The organism is Selenomonas sp. FC4001 (genome assembly GCF_000701565.1).
Lineage (GTDB): Bacteria > Bacillota > Negativicutes > Selenomonadales > Selenomonadaceae > Selenomonas_A > Selenomonas_A ruminantium_B.
This window is the reverse complement of record NZ_KL370793.1, coordinates 643,335-663,006: the sequence shown is the minus strand read 5'-3', so window position 1 is coordinate 663,006 and position 19,672 is coordinate 643,335. Positions and strand designations below refer to the sequence as shown.

General features: G+C 49.1%; 21 protein-coding genes. All 21 read left to right on the top strand.

Annotated elements, in window-relative coordinates; genetic code table 11:
• Positions 1–3 precede the first annotated feature (3 nt).
• Positions 4–1,341 (top strand): flagellar protein export ATPase FliI, encoded by a 1,338-nt coding sequence (gene fliI, locus T320_RS12815; RefSeq protein WP_026761354.1) that lies wholly within the window; start codon positions 4–6, stop codon positions 1,339–1,341.
• A gap of 6 nt (positions 1,342–1,347) precedes the next feature.
• A complete protein-coding gene (gene fliJ, locus T320_RS12810; RefSeq protein WP_037356442.1) occupies positions 1,348–1,815 on the top strand; it encodes a flagellar export protein FliJ in 468 nt (155 codons plus the stop codon).
• Positions 1,812–2,453 (top strand): lytic transglycosylase domain-containing protein, encoded by a 642-nt coding sequence (locus tag T320_RS12805; RefSeq protein WP_026761352.1) that lies wholly within the window; start codon positions 1,812–1,814, stop codon positions 2,451–2,453. Before fliJ ends, T320_RS12805 begins: the two co-directional genes overlap by 4 nt.
• A gap of 17 nt (positions 2,454–2,470) precedes the next feature.
• Positions 2,471–3,124: a MotE family protein gene (locus tag T320_RS12800; protein ID WP_037356439.1), complete on the top strand. Its 654-nt coding sequence runs from the start codon at positions 2,471–2,473 to the stop codon at positions 3,122–3,124.
• Between the two features lie 102 nt (positions 3,125–3,226).
• Entirely contained in the window at positions 3,227–4,900 is a 1,674-nt protein-coding gene (locus T320_RS12795) for a flagellar hook-length control protein FliK (protein ID WP_037356437.1), read from the top strand.
• Positions 4,901–4,919: 19 nt separating this feature from the next.
• Positions 4,920–5,438 carry a flagellar hook capping FlgD N-terminal domain-containing protein gene (locus tag T320_RS12790; protein ID WP_037356434.1) on the top strand — a complete coding sequence of 173 codons (519 nt, stop codon included), beginning with the start codon at positions 4,920–4,922 and terminating at the stop codon, positions 5,436–5,438.
• Positions 5,439–5,511: 73 nt separating this feature from the next.
• Positions 5,512–5,856 carry a TIGR02530 family flagellar biosynthesis protein gene (locus T320_RS12785; protein WP_051608827.1) on the top strand — a complete coding sequence of 115 codons (345 nt, stop codon included), beginning with the start codon at positions 5,512–5,514 and terminating at the stop codon, positions 5,854–5,856.
• Positions 5,857–5,961: 105 nt separating this feature from the next.
• The gene (locus tag T320_RS12780; protein ID WP_037356428.1) at positions 5,962–7,608 is read left to right on the top strand and encodes a flagellar hook protein FlgE; all 1,647 of its coding nucleotides are present in this window, start codon (positions 5,962–5,964) and stop codon (positions 7,606–7,608) included.
• 576 nt (positions 7,609–8,184) lie between these two features.
• Positions 8,185–8,382: a flagellar FlbD family protein gene (locus tag T320_RS12775; RefSeq protein WP_026761346.1), complete on the top strand. Its 198-nt coding sequence runs from the start codon at positions 8,185–8,187 to the stop codon at positions 8,380–8,382.
• A 68-nt stretch (positions 8,383–8,450) separates the two neighbouring features.
• Positions 8,451–8,963, top strand: a complete 513-nt coding sequence (gene fliL / locus T320_RS12770; protein WP_026761345.1) for a flagellar basal body-associated FliL family protein — start codon at positions 8,451–8,453, stop codon at positions 8,961–8,963.
• A gap of 36 nt (positions 8,964–8,999) precedes the next feature.
• Entirely contained in the window at positions 9,000–10,004 is a 1,005-nt protein-coding gene (fliM, locus tag T320_RS12765) for a flagellar motor switch protein FliM (protein ID WP_026761344.1), read from the top strand.
• Positions 9,997–11,256 (top strand): flagellar motor switch phosphatase FliY, encoded by a 1,260-nt coding sequence (gene fliY, locus T320_RS12760; RefSeq protein ID WP_037356423.1) that lies wholly within the window; start codon positions 9,997–9,999, stop codon positions 11,254–11,256. The genes fliM and fliY overlap by 8 nt, the downstream gene beginning before the upstream one ends.
• A 102-nt stretch (positions 11,257–11,358) precedes the next feature.
• The gene (locus T320_RS12755; protein WP_014423701.1) at positions 11,359–11,721 is read left to right on the top strand and encodes a response regulator; all 363 of its coding nucleotides are present in this window, start codon (positions 11,359–11,361) and stop codon (positions 11,719–11,721) included.
• 56 nt (positions 11,722–11,777) lie between these two features.
• On the top strand, positions 11,778–12,245 hold the full coding sequence (gene fliO / locus T320_RS12750; RefSeq protein ID WP_369793449.1) for a flagellar biosynthetic protein FliO: 468 nt from the start codon (positions 11,778–11,780) through the stop codon (positions 12,243–12,245).
• Between the two features lie 66 nt (positions 12,246–12,311).
• Positions 12,312–13,046: a flagellar type III secretion system pore protein FliP gene (gene fliP / locus T320_RS12745; RefSeq protein ID WP_037356694.1), complete on the top strand. Its 735-nt coding sequence runs from the start codon at positions 12,312–12,314 to the stop codon at positions 13,044–13,046.
• A gap of 36 nt (positions 13,047–13,082) precedes the next feature.
• Positions 13,083–13,352: a flagellar biosynthesis protein FliQ gene (fliQ, locus tag T320_RS12740; RefSeq protein ID WP_014423704.1), complete on the top strand. Its 270-nt coding sequence runs from the start codon at positions 13,083–13,085 to the stop codon at positions 13,350–13,352.
• Between the two features lie 11 nt (positions 13,353–13,363).
• Positions 13,364–14,146: a flagellar biosynthetic protein FliR gene (fliR, locus tag T320_RS12735; protein ID WP_026761340.1), complete on the top strand. Its 783-nt coding sequence runs from the start codon at positions 13,364–13,366 to the stop codon at positions 14,144–14,146.
• Positions 14,109–15,236 carry a flagellar biosynthesis protein FlhB gene (gene flhB / locus T320_RS12730; protein ID WP_037356691.1) on the top strand — a complete coding sequence of 376 codons (1,128 nt, stop codon included), beginning with the start codon at positions 14,109–14,111 and terminating at the stop codon, positions 15,234–15,236. The genes fliR and flhB overlap by 38 nt, the downstream gene beginning before the upstream one ends.
• Positions 15,237–15,258: 22 nt before the next feature.
• On the top strand, positions 15,259–17,346 hold the full coding sequence (flhA, locus tag T320_RS12725; RefSeq protein WP_026761338.1) for a flagellar biosynthesis protein FlhA: 2,088 nt from the start codon (positions 15,259–15,261) through the stop codon (positions 17,344–17,346).
• Between the two features lies 1 nt (position 17,347).
• Positions 17,348–18,760 (top strand): flagellar biosynthesis protein FlhF, encoded by a 1,413-nt coding sequence (gene flhF, locus T320_RS12720; RefSeq protein ID WP_037356420.1) that lies wholly within the window; start codon positions 17,348–17,350, stop codon positions 18,758–18,760.
• 1 nt (position 18,761) lies between these two features.
• A complete protein-coding gene (locus T320_RS12715) occupies positions 18,762–19,661 on the top strand; it encodes a MinD/ParA family protein (protein ID WP_026761336.1) in 900 nt (299 codons plus the stop codon).
• The last annotated feature ends 11 nt before the right edge of the window (positions 19,662–19,672 follow it).

The following is a 19,672-nucleotide window of genomic DNA, read 5'->3' as shown; positions in this document are numbered from 1 at the left end:
GCTATGGAAGATATGCAGGGAAAGCCTTTCAAACTGAATATCGACAAATTTACCGAAGCGGTATATGAGTGTTCCAGCGTCAAGCTGACGGGGAAGGTTACGCAGGTTATCGGTCTGGTCATTGAATCACAGGGGCCGACGGTGAGCGTGGGAGAGTTATGCTATGTAAGTTCCCATAATCCCGATGTGCCGCCCATCCCTGCCGAAGTGGTGGGGTTCCGTGAGGGCTATGTCATGCTGATGCCTGTCGGTGAGATGCAGGGCATTGGCCCGGGCTGTGAAGTGACTGCCGCCCAGAGAATGCTGAATGTCCGAGTGGGCGAAGAACTTCTGGGCCGTGTCTTAGACGGATTGGGCAATCCCATTGATGGCAAGGGCCCAATCCTTTGCAAGACGGAGTATGGTCTTAACGCTGACCCGCCGCATCCTCTGTCGCGGCCTCGTATTCACGACAGTCTTTATGTAGGGGTGCGGGCGATTGATGGCCTTATCACCATGGGTGAGGGACAGCGTATCGGTATTATGGCTGGTTCCGGGGTGGGTAAATCCACCCTTCTTTCCATGATAGCCCGAAATACCGAAGCAGATATCAGCGTTATCGCTCTGGTGGGGGAACGTGGCCGTGAGGTGCGTGACTTTATCGAGCGCGATTTGGGCGAAGAGGGCATGAAGCGCTCCGTGGTGGTGGTGGCTACATCTGACCAGCCTGCGCTGGTACGCATCAAGGGCGCGATGACGGCCACGGCCATTGCGGAATACTTCCGCGACCAAGGGCGCAAGGTCATCTTGATGATGGATTCGGTTACCCGCTTTGCCATGGCGCAGCGTGAAGTCGGGTTGACCATTGGGGAGCCACCGGCTACCCGTGGTTATACGCCTTCGGTTTTTGCCATGCTGCCAAGGCTGCTGGAGCGGGCGGGAACAAATTCCACCGGTTCCATTACAGGCATCTATACGGTGCTCGTCGATGGTGACGATATGAACGAGCCCATTGCCGATGCGGTGCGCTCCATTCTGGACGGGCATATCGTGCTCTCCCGCAATATTGCGGCGCAGAATCACTTCCCCGCCATTGACATCATGCCCAGCGTCAGCCGTGTTATGAATGAAGTAGTGTCACCGGAACATTTGAAAGCAGCCCAGCAGATGCGGCAGCTTATGGCGGTGTATCGGGACGCAGAGGATCTTATTCATATCGGTGCTTATGTGAAGGGCTCCAGTGCCAAGATTGACGAGTCCATCCAAAAGATTGATGCCATAAATGAATTCCTCTGTCAGGGAATTTATGAAGTGGATTCCTATGAGGAAACCGAAAAGAAATTAATCGGGATTTCCGGGTGATAGGCCATGAAGAAGTTTAAGTTTCAGCTGGAAACCCTCTTAAGGGTCACCCGGCGCAAGAAGGATGATGCCGAGCGTGACTTTGCTGATGCCTCCCGTAAGGTGGAGGAAGCCCGGGAGGGGCTTAATACTTTGCTGGCAGAAATGCAGAAAGGCCAACAGGATTATGATGCTCTTTCAAGGGAAGGCATTCGGGTTACCGTAGGCAGACTGATGACCTTCAACAGTTTTTTTGCCTGGAAGCGGGAACAGATTGAAATGCAGCAGAACATCATTCTGCAGATGAAAGCCGAGAAGCAGAAGAAACTCAAAATCCTGATGGATGTAATGAGTTATCTCAAGAGTATAGAACAGCTGAAGGAACGCCGCTGGCAGGAATATCAGGCAGAGGCCCTGCAGGAAGAACAGAAGATGCTGGACGAAATCGGACTCCAGCTCACGATGCGGCGTAAGAGGGAAGGGGTAAGCTCATGATGGATTTAACCGGTGTACGCCATGTACAGGCAAGAATTGCCCAGTTGCAGGAGCAGTTTGGAATGCCGGGAAACATGCCCGGAACAGGCTTCTCCCAAAAACTGGAAAAGGAGATTCAAAAATCTCTGGGCCTTGCCAATACCGAAAAGGTGCAGGATACAGCAAAAGCGGCTGCAGAGGATAAAAGCCAGCAGCTTCCAGAGGTACAGCAGACAGAAGCGGCCAAAAAGGTTTCCAGTAAACTTCTGGACGATATGCCGCTGGCTGACCAAAACCTCAGCACATTGATTGAAGCGGCGGCCCGCAAATATAAGGTAGACCCCAAGCTGGTAGCCGCTGTGGCTGAAGTGGAATCCAATGGCAATCAGGATGCTGTTTCCTCCGTGGGCGCCATTGGCGTTATGCAGCTGATGCCGGACACAGCGGCATCTCTGGGGGTTGACCCCTATAATAAGCAGCAAAATATCGAAGGTGGAGCCAAATACCTGCGGCAGATGCTGGATACCTTTGGAGGGGACCTCAAGAAGGCAGTGGCAGCGTACAACGCCGGCCCTGGTGCAGTGAAGGATTATGGCGGTGTTCCACCGTACAAAGAGACGCAGAATTATGTAAGCAAGGTACTTGATATTTACAGATAACAAAGGCGGGTTGGACAATGGCAGCGAAGAAAAAAAAGAAAAAAGGCAGTAAAATAGTGAAAGTGCTATTAGTGCTCTTCCTGCTATTAGTACTGATTTTGGGAGGCTTTGCCCTGGGGGTTTACCTGCAGTTGATTGACACTCAGGAGGCAAATGAGAAACTCAAGCTCTACGACCTGCCGGTTATTGGCGAATACTTTGTGCGTCCGGCACCGAGTAAGGATGACATGGAAAATCTTCCCGTGGAGGATGCGAAACCAGGCAAGGATAAGGACAAAGAAGCAAAGAAAGACGACAAGGATAAAAAAGAATCCAAGAAAATTGTCATAACCAAGGAAGAAATCGAAAAGCAAATGAAGCAGCGCGAAGCCGAGGAAAAGAAACGCGTTTCCAAGCTGGCCCGTCTGTACAATCAGATGAAGCCCAAGGATGCTGCCAAGGCCATGGACCAGCTCGATGATGATATGTGCATTGCCATTTTACAGCGCATGGATGAAGCGGTTGTGGCTAAGATTATGACGGAATTTGATGAAGGCAAGACTGCCCGCATTACCCGTATCATGTATGCCGGCACCAAGAAAGAAGTCAACACGGAAGAAGATGTCCGTAAGATGATGGAAGAAAAGGCCCAGCAGGAAAATCAGGAAGCGTCGGCACAACAGGAACAATAATTATTTGCTATGAAAATTCTCCTTTTCATCAAAGAAGGAGAATTTTTTATTTAAGTAAAAGTCACTTTTCGCCGATAAATACCATGAGAAGGAGGTGATTCAGTGAACACAGCAAATGTAATGGCAATTTCTCCCAAAGCCGGTGCCGCGCCTAAAGTTCAGCCCACAAGGACGGTGAGCAGAAATTCCACAGGCAGTGCCAAGGATTCCTTCGGTGAGGTACTGGGCAAGGCTGGAGAAGATGCAGCAGGGAAAACGGCAAAATCGGCAGTACAGGGAAGTGAACAAGGAAATGTTGAGGCTAAGGAAGCTGATATAAAAGACGATATGCCAGACGGAACGGAGGCTGCTTTGAATAAGCAGCAGGGCAAGGAGCAAAAGGCAGGGAAAGCAGCCAAGGATGGAAAGGATGCGCAGGGAGCAAAAGCTACGGAAGGCAGCGAAGCATCAGCAGGAGAACAGGAATTAGGCAAACTGGCCGCACAGGCAGTGGTGCTGAACTTTTCTCCGGAAGGGCAGGCCGCATTGGTCATGGAAGAAGTGCCACAGCAGGCAGAAGCGGCAGCCACAGTGAATTTGCAGAGTTTATTGCCTCAGTCAGCGGAAGATACTCAGAAAAATAAGAATTTCCTGGCAATGCTTTCGGGACAGCAGGTGAAGACAACGGGCAAAGAAACGGCTTTGGAGAATATTCAGCCGGAACTTAACCAAAATCCGCAGGCAGGTTCACTGGAAATCAATCAGTCAGCAAAACCGGCGACCTTGTTGGAAGTCCAGTTAAGCAATCACCAGAGTGCTAATCAAGTAGCAAATGCAAAAAATGTAGCAAATGCAGCGGATGAGTTGACCGCAAACCAAACGGAAATGCCGTCCTTAACGGTACTGAATAATGGCAAGGAAAGAGCAGATGCCAAGGGAATGGCGCCTTTTGAGCAGAGCGAAGAGACGATGCCGTCCATGCCTGCTGGGAAGGTGAATGATTCAGTGACGTTGCAGCAGGCGGCAGGTCAGGGTAAAATTCCTGAAGTCATGGTGCATCCCCTAAAGACAGAAGAAGGGCAGCCCGTGAATAATCCGCTGGCAGGTGTCAACATAACGGTTGAAGATGAAGTGCCGGTGGTAACGCAGTCCATGAACGCCCAGCAGAATCAGCTCGATGGCGAGGGCAGGCAGACAACGCAGCTTCCGGAAGAAGCTGTAGGCGATAAGGCGCCGGTTCAGCAGTCCGCCAATAACGAACCCATCAGCATGTTTCAGCAGAGCCTCAATGAGAGCCTGACAGGAGCCAAGGGGACAGCGGATGTGAATCAGCCCCAGAACGTGCAGGAAGACTTTGGAGTTCCCCGTCAGATTGTGGAACAGGCAAGGCTCTTGCGGCGGGGACAGGATACCCAGATGGTCATAAAACTCCACCCCGACCATTTAGGCGAACTTACCCTTAAGGTTTCCGTTTCGGCGGGCGGTGCAATCAACGCCTCCTTCCACAGCGACAACGCGCAGGTAAGGGCTATCATTGAAAACACGCTGGTACAGCTGAAACAGGAACTCAACAATCAGGGACTCAAAGTGGATAACGTCGATGTCTATGCCGGACTCACGGACGGGCAGCTTCCTCAGGGAGAGGGACAGCAGGCATGGCAGCAGAATCAGGGACACAGTGGCAACAGCATTAGGAATATAGGAAATGTGGAAGATTATGGGGAAGAGACCGAAAATATAGCTGTTAGTCAGCAAAACACAGCTGACGTTGCCGATGGTGTCGATTACCGAGTCTAAAGCATAGAAGGTGAAAAAGGTGGCAAATTCATTAAACACAATCACAGTGGATGGTGTAACCCAGACGCTGGAAAACTATCAGGCCAGTCAGACTCAGGCCAACAAGGATAATAGTGCCTTAGGCAAGGATGCATTCCTGCAGTTATTGGTTACCCAGATGAAGTATCAGGACCCGCTGGACCCGCAGGATAATGGCGAATATCTGGCCCAGTTGGCACAGTTCTCTGCATTGGAACAGATGACCAATGTAGCCGATGGCCTCAGTGATGTATCGAAACTGGTCAGCAACATTGACACTTCGGTACTGGTAGGCCAGCTCAGCAATATGATTGGCAAGGATATCCAGTGGACCATTGATACCACCAGCACGGACGCAAATGGCAAGGTTAGTACGACAACCTCCAAGATGGAAGGCAAGGTTACAGGGGTAAGCATTTCCGATGGTTCCCCGACGATTGTAGCCAGTGCCGGCGGCCAGTCCTATAAGGTCGCTATTGGCAACATCATCCGTATTGGAGAAGGTGTACTGGGAAGCTAAATTATTTTGGCTATGAATAAGGGAGGAGAGAATCATGCACCCCATCCTTCCGCTTCAAGGACGAATAACCAGTTTGCAAGGTACTGCACAGACGCATAATGCGAGCCAAATCAGCTTTCAAGATTTTCTGCAAAGTGCGCAGGAGAAGGAATCTGTCAAAGGCGCAGAGATTGCCTTCTCCGTGCATGCGCAGAACCGCTTGCAAGAAAGGAATATCAATTTGAGCCATGAAGATTTGGCTCGCCTGCAGTCAGCCGTTGACAAGCTGGCCCAAAAGGGAGCGAGGGAATCCCTCATCTACATGCAGGAGGTGGCGCTGGTGGTCAGCGTAGCCAACCGCACGGTAATCACCGCTCTGGAAAAACTCCAGGGCACAGACAACATAATAACGAATATTGACAGTGCAGCAATCATCTAAGAGTTGGACCGATAAGGAGACTTGGAGATACTGACCGATTGAGGTATCTCGCGATTGCTGCATCATAAGAAAAAATCTTTTCATGTAAGGAAAGGAAGATTCATTATGATGCGTTCGCTTTTTTCTGGTGTTTCGGGGTTGAAGGGACATCAAACGAGAATGGATGTTATCGGCAATAATATTGCTAACGTAAATGCCACGGGCTTTAAGTCTAGCCGCGTAACCTTTGCCGATACACTTAGCCAGACTACTTCTGGTGCATCTGCTCCTGGGGAGACTATCGGTGGTACTAATCCGAAGCAGATTGGCCTTGGTACTGGCGTAGCCAGCATTGATTTGCTCTTCACGGATGGCAGTATTCAGTCCACGGGTAAAAATACCGACCTGTGCCTGTCCGGTAACGGCTTGTTTATTGTAAAAAGTGGCAACGAAACCTATTATACCCGTGATGGTGCTTTCGAGTTTGATGCAGAAGGTAACTATGTCCTGCCGGGAAGTGGCCTCTTTGTGCAGGGATGGTCAGCTTCTAATGGAGAGCTTAATACTACTGGTGCTGTGGGGAATATTACAGTAAAGGCTGGTAAGTCCATGGCGGCTGCAGCTACGACTAGTGCTACCTATGAAAATAACTTAAATTCTGCTTTGCCAACTATAACTCAAATATCTGGTGGTACTATTGCGAAAGATTCGGTAACTGGAACAAAGCCGTTAACTTTAACTATAGGTGGCAAGGAATATACTGTTGAAGGTATAGATAAAGACTTGGATATGTCTAAATCTTGGAAGGTGAAAGAGGCTGTTGGGGGAACTGATACAAGTATTACTCTTACCGATGGTGGCACGCCAACACCTACGGAGGTGGTGTGCACGTTATCTGGACCGGCAGGTACGGCAATTGATGCTGATACAGCTGTTTCCAGTATTGCAGGAGGGCAGATTACCGCAAGTTCTACCAATGCAGTAACACTTATATTAAGCGATGACACAAAAGTACAGCAAACCTCTGGGGCGTTTGAAACAGGTAACAGTATGCCTGTAACCACCACCATTAATGTCTATGATTCTTTGGGAAATGCTCATGCGGTAACGGTGTATTTTGTAGAGACTGACCCATCAACGAATCAATGGAAAGTTACAGTGGGGAAAGATTTTACAGATACATCCTCAACACAAACCCAAATCATAACTGATGCTGATGGTACTGAGACTACTGTTGAAATGGAGGATGTAACGCTGACATTTGATGAAAATGGTAAATTCAAAAAAGGTTCTGGTAGCAGTGAACTGACATTAAAGAATGGTTCTATGTCGCCTATGTCAGTAAGTATCGATTTTTCTGCATTAACTCAATATGCTGGTAGCAATACTGTTAAGGGGAATGCTGACGGCAATGCAGCTGGTACTTTGAAGAGCATTTCTATTGATAGCTCTGGGATTATCACTGGCACATACACTAACGGTTTGAAGCAGTCAGAAGCCCAAGTGGCCATTGCCCAATTCACCAACGCCTCTGGCTTAACCAAGACTGGCAGCAGCCTCTATCAGGAATCCAACAACAGTGGTACGGCCAATGTCAAGACTGCTATTGATTTGGGCGTAACAATTACCCCGTCCGCATTAGAAATGTCCAATGTGGATGTCGCCAACGAATTCTCCGATATGATTATCACCCAGCGTGGTTTCCAGTCTAACTCCAAAATTATCACCGTTGGTGATGAGATGTTAGAGACGGTTATCAATATGAAACGTTAATATCATAGGGGCTGAGAATATTCTCTGCCAACTAAAGTCCGCTGATGGAAAGTATCAGCGGGCTTTTCAAATGCAGTTTAGTCAGCCCTTTGTAATAGATGTTCTTGCTACGAGAGCATTGAGTTCGTGGCAATAGCATAATCTGTATCTTGGGGGCGAATGGGGGAGTGATTTTTCTGTAGGGAGCGACTGCCTGAACGCAGTGAAGGCCGGCCCCTGTAGGACCCGGCTAAGCAAATACACTGAAAGCAGCGCCGTTGGCCTGCCCGGCGCGAGTAGCTGGACAGCTCAATTTTACGAGGGGGTCGTTTAGCGGAAAAAAGAAAAATTACTCCCTCATTCGCCCCTGACAACGAATGAACGGGATAATTGTAACACGAACTCTCCCTACAAACTGCAATTTATACGTGTGTACAAACTTGGAAATTTCTTTATCAGCCGCTCCACCTGCTTAACAGGTAAATTTTTTTGAATTTTTCCAAGAAACTTTCAACCTGAAAAAGGGAAAAAGCGGCCTCGTGACGAAATTTAAGAGAATAAGAAAGCATGCCAAGGATGTAAGGGGGAAAGGAAAAAATGATTAAGCTGACAAAGTTTAATTCGCAGACAAATAAAAAAGGAGAATTCGTGCTCAATGCCGAAATAATAGAAACGATAGAAGAAACGCCAGATACAGTCATAACTTTGACTAACGGCAAAAAGTTCATTGTGGAGGAACCCATGGACGAAATCGTCCGCCGGGTGATGAAGTACCGCCGGGCACTTCATCAATGATTTTGATGTGGACAAGTCCTCATCAGCTGGTATAATGGGAAAGTAACTTTTTATGGAGGGATAAACCTATGGCTGACGAAGAAAAAGACACAGAGGAAGTGGCGGAGGAAGAACCGAAGAAGAAATCTCCGATAATCCTTGTCGTGGTGCTGGTTCTGATTGGACTGGTACTTGCCGGCGGCATCTCATTCTTTATTACCACTAAGATGATGGCGGATACCGCAACAGAGCAGGTAAATGAACACCATGACCCCGGTAAGTTTATCAAGCTGGGGGATGCCAAAGATGGCATTATGGTCAATGTCGGCGGACAAAAAGCCGGCAAGTTCCTGAAAGCGGGAATCGTCCTGGAGATGAATCCTGGCAAGAAGGCGAATATGACGGAGGAAGGCGCTTTGCTGCCGGAGGCCGAGACGAAGATTCTCGATACCACCATGCAAATCCTTCGCAGCGCTAAGCTGGATGAATTCGATGCAACCCGTCAGGATGAGCTGAAAAAGAAGATTAAGGATGAACTGAACAACAAGCTGGGGCCTGGTTCGGTGTATGATGTGTATATAACTAGCTTCCTGCTTCAGTAAAAGTGTTCGTATTCTAGCAGGGAGGAGGGCGTAAGATTGGCAGATGAAGTACTATCTCAATCTGAGATAGATAAACTGCTTTCCGCACTGTCAGACGGAACCGTATCGGCAGAAGAAGTCAAAGCAGACGAAGAACAAAAGAAAGTTAAGACATACGACTTCAAGCGACCAGACAAATTTTCCAAGGACCAGATACGAACGCTCTTTATGCTTCATGAGAGTTTTTCCAGGCTCTTGAACACGTATTTGTCTACCCACCTGCGCACGCTGGTGAATGTGGAAGTGGCATCCGTCGAACAGCTGACTTATCAGGAATTTGTCCAGTCACTGGCAAATCCATCGGTTATCAGCATTGTGGCTGTGCCACCGCTAAAAGGCAATATCATCATGGAAATCAATACGGAGATTGCCTTTGCCTTTATCGACCGCGTGTTTGGTGGCGAAGGACGGGTGGGAATAAAACCCCGCGTCCTTACAGAAATTGAGGAAGTGGTGGTACAGCGCTTTATCAATACAGCGCTGGGCCATTTAAAGGAAGCTTGGATAAATGTGGTGGAATTTTTCCCCGCATTGGAGACAACGGAATCAAACCCGCAATTCACCCAAATTGTACCGCCTAGTGATATGGTGGTTATCGTCACCATTCAGATGAAGGTGGGGGAAGTTGAGGGTATGATGAATATCTGTATTCCTTATCTGGTGCTTGAGCCGGTTATGTCAAAACTCACAACTACCTTCTGGGTAGCTGCATCAGTATCCAGGGATGATGACCCCGAGCAGGTCAAACTCCTGCAAAAGAAGATTGAGCGTACCAAGGTACCCTTTGTGGTACAGCTCGGTGAGCTCCATCTTACGATTCATGAGTTCCTGACACTGGGGTTTGGGGATGTCCTGCAAATGGACACCCGTGTGGATGATAATTTATTATGTTTGGTAGGCAAAAAGCCAAAGTTTTACTGCCGCCCGGGGAAATCGGGCAAGAAAATGGCGGTTCAGGTTACCAAAATTATAAGCGAAGGAGATGAAAATACTGATGAGTGACGATATGATCTCGCAAGAGGAGATTGACGCCCTGCTTAATGGCGGTGGGATACCAGCAGCAGACGACAGTCCAGCACCGGCGGGAGAGTCCGAAGCACCGGCAGAAGCGCCAGCTGAAGCCGCAACAGGCTCCGACAGTAGTTCATCTCAGTTTGATGATGTACTTACGGATGTGGAAAAGGATGCCTTGGGAGAGATTGGCAATATCTCCATGGGCAGTGCTGCAACAACGCTTTCCGTGTTGTTAGGGCATAAGGTTAACATTACGACACCGGCGGTTTCTGTTTCTTCCATGAGTATTATTCAGGAACAGTACCCCATGCCCTACCTTATCGTGGAAGTTGGGTATACCATCGGTATTGATGGCAACAATGTCCTCGCCATTCAGGCACAGGATGCTTCTATTATCGCCGATTTGATGATGGGCGGTGATGGTACTAACCCGGATACAGAAATCAATGAAATCGCCATGAGCGCCGTGGGCGAGTCCATGAACCAGATGATGGGTACCGTGGCTACGTCCTTGTCCACGATGTTCAATAAGAAAATCGATATTTCCCCGCCTAAGGTAAACCTCATTGATTTTGGCAATGAGGAGAAGGTTACCGAGGTAATCGGGACGGATGATCCTATCGTGTGCACTTCCTTCCGTATGGAAGTAGATGGTCTTATCGATAGTGAAATCATGCAGATTTTGCCCGTGGAAGTGGCTAAGGAAATGGTGGAATCGCTGACAAATGGTTCGGCAGAAGAACCAGAGCCGGAACCGGCTCCAGCGCCAGCTCCGCCACCACCGCCGCCACCACAGCCAGCGGCAGCACCACCGCCCCCACCGGCGGCTGCACCTGCTCAGCAGATGGCACCACCAGTTATGGCACCGCCTCCGGGCGGAGGGTATGGCTACGGAATGCCCATGCAGGGCATGGCGGCCAACATTCCGGTACAGCCAGCTCAGTTTACACCGCTTAATATGCAGCCGGTACAGGTAAATGATGCCAACATTGGCCTTATCCTGGATGTACCACTGTCGGTAACGGTGGAATTGGGGCGTACCAATAAATCCATCAAGGATATATTGGAACTTACCAATGGTTCCATTGTGGAACTTGATAAGTTGGCTGGTGAGCCAGTGGACATCAATGTCAATGGCAAATTCCTGGCTAAAGGTGAAGTGGTGGTCATTGATGAAAACTTCGGTGTGCGAATCACCGAAATTGCCAGCCCCGCAGAGCGGGCGGCAAAGCTTCAGTAACACCGCGTTAGGGTAGAGAGGCTCTTGTCTAAAACAAGACTTTCTTATATAATTAAATTATTGAACCAAGTCGGATGTTTTTAAGATGAGGAGAGATGGAACATGGCAGTAAGAGTATTGGTCGTTGACGATGCGGCATTTATGAGAATGATGGTTAAAGATATTCTGTCCAAGAACGGCTATGAAGTCGTAGGTGAGGCAGAAAACGGCATGAAGGCGCTGGAGAAATACCAGGAACTGAAACCGGATCTGGTTACCATGGATATCACGATGCCGGAAATGGATGGTATCAGTGCCGTTAAGGAAATCAAGAAGGTTGATCCCAACGCCAAGATCGTTATGTGCAGCGCAATGGGCCAGCAGGCCATGGTTATTGAAGCCATTCAGGCTGGTGCCCGGGACTTTATTGTAAAACCCTTCCAGGCTGATCGTGTATTGGAGGCTGTCCGTAAAGCAGTGGGCTGATGGAAAGAAAACGTATTTTTCTGGCGTGTTTCGTGGGTATACTCATACTTTTAGTAATGGCAGATCCAGCCTTGGCAGCCGAAGAGGCTGCCAAGGGCGGGTATCTGGCCGGGTATGAGAATAGCGACCCGCGGCCAACGTCGATTTCCTGGTGGTCAACGATTGCTTATCTGGTCAGCCTCTTTGCTATTTTTGTATTTGTAGTAGGGCTGGCTTATTTTGCTGCCCGGTTTATCGGCGGCAAATTTGCCCAGCAGAAGTTGGGCTATGGTGGCAGAATCCTGTCCCATCTGCCTTTGGGACCGAATCGTTCGGTGTGTGTGATTGAAATGAGTGGCCGGGTGTTTATGCTTGGTGTTACGGAACATTCCATCACGCTGTTGTCGGAAATAACCGACCCTGATGAGATTGACCGACTGCACCGCGAGGATTTGGCCTTCGGCAAGATGCCGGATATGTTTTCCCAGCAGTTTGGTACGCTGGCGGGACTGGTTCAGAAGGTGCCGCCGTTATTCCGCAAGTGATTGACCATCCAAAGTAACAGTTAATAAAGGAGTTGTGGGCAGTTGAACCGCCGAAATGTCTTTATCATGCTAGGAGGAATAGCCCTCTTGCTGTTTATGGCACAGGACGCTGCTTTAGCTGCACCGCTTATACCCTCGGTAAATGTCGATGTGGGCTCGTCAAATAAGCCCCAGGATGTAGCGGTGACGCTGCAGGTGATGGCGCTCCTGACCATCTTGTCTTTGGCACCGGGCATCCTCATAATGACCACATCCTTTGTGCGTATTGTGGTAGTTATCGGCTTTTTGCGTAATGCATTGTCTACCCAGAATGTGCCGCCGAATCAGGTGGTTATCGCTTTATCGCTGTTTTTGACCTTTTATATTATGTCTCCTTATTGGAGTCAGGCCAATGAAAACGGCATTCAGCCTTATATGGCTGGGCAGATAACCCAGGAGGAGGCCATTACCAATGTGGTGGCACCGATTCGAGAGTTTATGTTCAAGCAGACCCGTGAATCCGATTTGGCGTTGTTCGTGAATTTGGCTGATGATGAACGCCCGGAAACACAGGATGATGTCTCGACCTTTACCTTGATTCCCGCTTTTGTTATCAGTGAGTTAAAGACGGCCTTCCAGATCGGTTTTATGATTTATGTGCCCTTTATCGTCATTGATATGATTGTGGCCAGTACCTTGATGTCCATGGGCATGATGATGCTGCCACCGGTAATGATATCCTTGCCGTTCAAGATTTTGCTCTTCGTTATGGTTGACGGCTGGCATCTGCTGATAAAGTCGCTGATTGTCAGTTTCAAATAGCGTTGCCTTGGGGCAAGGCGGAAGGAGCGGGTGCGTATGTCTGGTGATTTAGTTGTACAGCTGGGGCAGGAAGCCCTGTTCATCGTAATGATTGTTGCAGCTCCCATGTTGGGGCTGGGGCTCATTGTAGGTCTGATGGTCAGTGTCTTTCAGGCAACGACTTCCATTCAGGAACAGACCTTGGCATTTATTCCTAAGATTATCGCTGTGTTTGTGGCAATTCTTATTTTTGGCCCTTGGATGCTGCGGATTATGACGGAGTATCTGACCAACATTTTGGTTAATTTGCCTGGCTACATTGGCTAAAGGAGCAGTCTATGGACTTTTATGAACTTCTGCAAGGTCATGCGGCTGTGTTTTTGCTCCTGCTTACTCGGGTTAGTGGTATATTTGTGATTTCGCCTTTCTTTGGCAGTATGAATATACCAGTATATTTTCGGGCGGCGGCTTCCTTTGCCTTTGCGCTGGTACTTTTTCCCGTAGTGGATAATTTTCAGGGCGTGGCTGCTCCAGCTACCATTCTTGGGTATGCAGGAGCAATGCTTAGCGAACTCTTTGTAGGCTGGCTTATCGGGTTTGTGGCGTATATTTCCTTTGCTGCCATCACCATGGCCGGCAAGGTTATGGATATGCAGGCTGGCTTTGCCGTTGTAAACGTAATGGATCCGACTTCCGGTCAGCAAATGCCGCTTATCGGAAGTTTTCTTTATAATTTGGCCATTATTGTCTTTGTGGTGACCAACGGCCATCACATGATTATTTCGGCTCTGTTTGAGAGCTTTAAGCTGGTGCCTATCCTAGGAGCCAATCCGGATCTGTCATTGCCGCTGATTATTGCGCGCTTTACGACAGGAATTTTTTTTACCGGCATGAAAATTGCTATGCCCGTAACCTTTGCCATTTTGCTGACCAATGTTGGTCTGGGAATATTGGCGCGAACAATGCCCCAAATGAATATCTTCGTGGTGGGCATTCCGATGCAGCTGACTGTGGGAATGTTGATTCTGACCATGGTGCTGCCTTTCTACGTCTTGTTTCTGGATGTGTTGTTCAATGAAATGTATGGAAACATTACCATTGCGTTGGAGGCCTTGCAATAGAAATTCCTTTGTCTTTGACTTGCAGCTTTTTGCTGGCGACGATAAGACGGAAGAACCAACGCAGAAAAAACGCGATGATGCCCGTAAAAAAGGGCAGGTAGGCCGCAGTACAGATATGAGTGCAGCCTTTGTGCTGCTCATGGGTTTCTTTATCATCAAGATGCTCTGGGAGTTTATCTATCATAAGATAGCAGCTTACACGACCTATGTATTTTCCCATCTCAATCAGACGGTGGATACAGAGAGTGTGGTGCGCATCTTTATCGGTATCATTGAACTGCTGGCACAGACGGCGTTGCCCATTATGTTGGCGATAATGATGATTGGCTTGGCAATAAACCTGTTTCAGGTCGGATTGAATTTCAATACAGAGGCCATTGAATTCAAGCTGGACAAGCTTAATCCCATCAATGGTTTTGGGCGTATCTTTTCCAAACGCTCCTTGATGGAACTCTTCAAGTCTTTGATGAAGATTGCAATTATTGGTTTTTTTCTTTATGATTTTTTGTCGGACCACTTGATGGAGATGCCTCAGTTTATTTATTTTGATTTGCCTACCAGTTTAGCGCAGATTTCTGATATAATTTTTAGTATGGCCTTTGAGGTCATTGGCGTCATCATGATTGTCGGTTTTATCGATTATGCCTATCAGAAATGGCAGACTACGCAGGACCTCAAAATGTCCAAGCAGGAAGTCAAGGATGAAATGAAGCAGTCTGAAGGTGACCCGCAGATTAAGGGCAAAATCAAACAGAAACAGCGCCAGATGGCTATGTCCCGTATGATGCAGGAAGTGCCGAAGGCAGATGTTATCGTGACCAACCCGACCCACTTCGCCGTGGCTTTGAAATATGAAAAAGGCATGGTGGCGCCGTTGGTGGTGGCCAAGGGGCAGGATTTGGTGGCGCAGCGCATTAAGGATTTAGCCAGGGATAACCGGGTACCTATAGTGGAGAATAAACCACTGGCCCGTGCTCTCTACGCTGCAGTAGATGTAGGAGACATTGTTCCTGCGGAACTGTATCAGGCTGTGGCCGAGGTTCTGGCTTATGTATACCGTCTGAAAAACAACCGCCGCCGTCGGGCATAAATAAAGTTGAAGGAGAAGCACTATGGCTGCACAACAGGCAGCTGCCCCCAATACCGTATTCGGCAAGGGCAGTTTCATTCAAAAATACAGCGATGTTATGATAGCGGTTGCTATCGTCACCATCGTTGTCATGATGATTATACCGCTGCCGACGCTGCTGCTGGATATGCTGATCTGTCTGAATATCACCATAGCGTTGCTGCTGGTTATGTCGGTAATCTACAACAAGGAAGCTTTGGATTTATCCATTTTCCCGTCCCTGCTTTTGATTACCACTTTGTTCCGGCTGGCGTTGAATATTTCTTCTACCCGCTTGATTCTTTTGGATGGCTACGCTGGGGAAGTTATTACTGCATTCGGTAACTTCGTTGTCGGTGGTAATCCCGTTGTCGGGTTTATCATGTTCGTCATTCTGGTAGCCGTTAACTTTATCGTTATCACCAAAGGTTCGGAACGTGTAGCTGAAGTATCGGCCCGTTTCACCTTGGATGCTATGCCTGGTAAGCAGATGTCCATTGATGCCGACCTTAATCAGGGCGCCATCACGGATGCGGAAGCCAAAATCCGCCGTGAGAAAATCCAGCATGAAGCAGATTTCTTCGGCGCTATGGACGGTGCTTCCAAGTTCGTCAAAGGGGATGCCATTGCCGCTATCATCATTATGCTGATAAATATTGCCGGTGGTTTTGTCATCGGCATGATGCAGCGCAACATGGAGGCTATTCAGGCACTGCAGACTTATACACTGCTGACCGTCGGTGAAGGTCTGGTCAGCCAGATTCCGGCCCTTTTGATTTCCACGGCTACGGGCCTTATCGTTACCCGTGCCGGTGCGGAAGGCAATCTGGGCAGCGACATTGTGGGACAGCTTTTCCACAATGACCGCATCTTCTATATCCTGGGCGGCGTGCTGATTTTCTTCTCGCTGGTACCAGGGCTTCCGGGGATTCCGTTCTTTGCGTTGTCCATGTTCTGTTTCCTTATTGGCAGACTTCTGCAGCAGCAGACCGAAGTCAAGACGGAAGTGCAGCAGGAGGAAAAGAAGGTACAGGAAAAACGCAAGGCCACCACGCCGGAGAATATTGTTTCTCTCCTGCAGGTGGACCCCATGGAACTGGAAATTGGCTATTCGCTGATTCCCTTGGTGGATACGGGGCAGGGCGGTGACCTGCTGGACCGTATCGTCATGATTCGCCGTCAGTGTGCGCTGGAATTGGGCCTTGTGGTGCCCACCATCCGCATTCGCGATAATATCCAGATAAAACCAAATGCCTATATCATTAAGCTGAAAGGCATTGAGATTGCTAAGGGCGAGCTAATGCTTGACCATTATCTGGCTATGAACTCCGGCACGGTCTTTGAAGAAGTGCCGGGCATTGAAACCACAGAGCCGGCCTTTGGCCTGCCTGCTTTATGGATTCCGGAAAACGAGCGTGAGCAGGCAGAATTAAATGGTTATACAGTAGTAGATGCGGTGTCGGTTCTCGCCACCCATCTCACCGAGGTCATCAAACAGCATGCAGATGAAATCCTCGGCCGTCAGGAAACCCAGAACCTTATCGACAACCTCAAGAAATCCAATCAGGCATTGGTGGACGAGGTTGTTCCCGACCTGCTCAACGTGGGCGAGATTCAGAAGGTACTGGCCAATCTCCTGCGGGAGCGCATTTCCATTCGCGATATGAGCACCATTTTGGAGGTGCTGGCCGATTACGGGCGGGCAACGAAGGATACGGAGATACTTACCGAGTATGTTCGTCATGCCATGGCCCGTCATATCACCCAGCAGAATGTACAGAATGGGACGCTCCCCTGCATCACGCTGGACCCGGCTTTGGAAAACCGCATTGCGGGCGGTGTACAGCGTACGGAGCACGGCTCCTACGTCAGCATCGACCCGGATTCCATGCAAAAACTGGTTACGGCACTCAATGAAGAGCTGCCGAAACTTACCAATATGGGCTATCAGCCAATCGTGCTGACCAGCCCAGCTGTACGCCTGTATTTCCGCAAATTGGTGGAACGTTCCGTACCGGGGCTTATTATCCTGTCCCATGCGGAAATTGAGCAGAGCGTAGAGATTCAAATTCTTGGGGTGGTGAAGATTTAAGTTGCAGATAAAAGTAGTTAAGGCTCCTTCTATGAAGGAAGCCATGGAGCAAGTTAAAGAAGAATTGGGCCGTGATGCAGTCATTTTGCATACGAAGAAATACCGTGAGGGCGGTTTTATGGGCTATAAGGGCAAAGAAGTGGTGGAGGTTACGGCCGCCATCGAAGAAAATGCCCCGGAAAGTCCTGCAAAGAGCCGGCCAAGACGCAGTTTGCATACTGAGTCAGAGCGCCAGCCTGCCACGGGAGGCAATTTTGATGTCCTGTCCAAGGCAGCGCCGATGCCGCACACGGTTTTGTCCCAGTACAAGACGAATGGCACAGAAACCGGCGTACGCATGGCAGAAGCGCCTATTGCAGCACCGGATTTTCAGCCGCTGATACCCGATAAACCGATGGCGCAGCCCAAGGCTCCCAGGGTACTGACCACAGAAACAATCGAAGAAGCAACCCAAGCAAATGTAGCAGCAAAGGAAGATGAAGAAGTGAATCCCAATGGCGTAAATGATGTGCAGTCCGTCGTGCAGCCTGTGATGATTGCCTCAAATCCTGAGGATGCAGAAAAGATTCAGAAGCTCGAAGCGGAACTGGCGCAGATGAAGACCCTTTTGACCCAGGTGATGAGCAAGGATCAGCCGCAGGATGAAGTGTCCCTGCAGGAGGCTTTGCGCCGTCAGGAAGTCGATGAAGATATTCTGAAGGATATGGCTGCCAAGACGGCCGCCGGGGATATGCTGATGGACTCTTTGGACAAAAGGGCTCCGGAAGTGGTAGCCGGTTATCTGGAAGGCAAGATGAATTTTGCCGAAGGCATCAAGCTCAATAAGCACGGTGTGCGCATCGTGGCCCTTATCGGTGCTACTGGTGTGGGCAAGACCACGACCTTGGCTAAGATTGCTGCCCGCTTCGTCCTGGAGAAGAATATCCGGGCCGCTCTGATTACTGCCGATACTTACCGCATTTCTGCAGTGGAGCAGCTCAAGACGTATTCCGATATTATTGGCCTGCCTCTGGAAATCGTGTATTCTCCAGATGAATTGAAGGTGGCTATTCACAAGCACCGGGATAAGGATTTGATTTTGATTGATACAGCAGGCCGCAGCCAGCACAATGAATATCAGATGAAGGAATTGCAGGATTTCCTGGCGGTGGATTCACGAATTGAGAAGCATTTGGTTATGAGTGCTACCACGAAGAACCGTGATGTGGAAGACATCTTGCAGAAGTTTTCCGTTTGTGAACCGGGGCGGGTTATCTTTACCAAGACCGACGAAACCAGCAGTCTGGGCATGATTGTCAACCTGCTGGCCGACAAGGATATATCGCTGTCCTTTATGACTAACGGGCAGAGCGTTCCGGATGATATTGTACCTGCTACTGCTGATAAACTGGCCGCATTACTGTTGAGGGAATGATATGGGTGATCAGGCAGCAAGACTGCGTCAATTAGTGGATAAAAGTGAATACGAAGTAAAGATGTCAGTTGTGCCCGATGCACCAACCCTGTCAACGCTTGGCCCACGGGTAATTGCCGTAACCAGTGGCAAAGGCGGCGTGGGCAAGACCAACATTACGGTGAATCTGGCGATTGCTTTAAGGCAGGCTGGACAAAGGGTACTGGTGATTGATGCTGACCTGGGCATGGCCAATGTGGATGTGGTACTGGGCAGCATGTCAAAGAAACATTTACTGAATCTCTTGGAGAAGGATACAAAGCTGCAGGATGTGATGATAGACGGCCCTTATGGTGTCCGCTACATCTCCGGCGGCTCCGGCATTGAAAAAGCAGCGGATTTCACCTATGAGGAACGCCAACGGCTGATGCAGAAGCTTACAGCCTGCGGGCAGATGGCAGACATCATCCTCATTGATACCGGTGCAGGGCTGGGCCGGAATGTAATGGATTTCATTCTGGCAGCCGATGAAGTATTGTTGGTGACCACACCTGAACCTACGGCCCTGACGGATGCGTATGCAGTCCTGAAGGCTTACAGTATGTATGCTGCCAGTAAGAACATCAAGCTATTGGTGAACCGCGTATACGATGAAGCAGAAAGCCGTGAGGTGGTAGCCAAGCTGCAGCAGACATCCACTCGTTTTTTGAATATGCCCATAGATTGTCTGGGGTATGTTTTTGAAGATAGTGCAGTGATGAGGTCAGTGCGCCAGCAACAGCCGTTTTTGGCTGCTCAGCCGGGAGCCGTGGCTTCCCGCTGCATTCAAGGATTGGCAAACAGCCTGCTTTTTGGCAGTAAAATGAAAGTTAAGCGCGGCTGGAAGGGATTTTTGCGACAAATATTTAATTTTGCGCATTAAACATGGAGGAA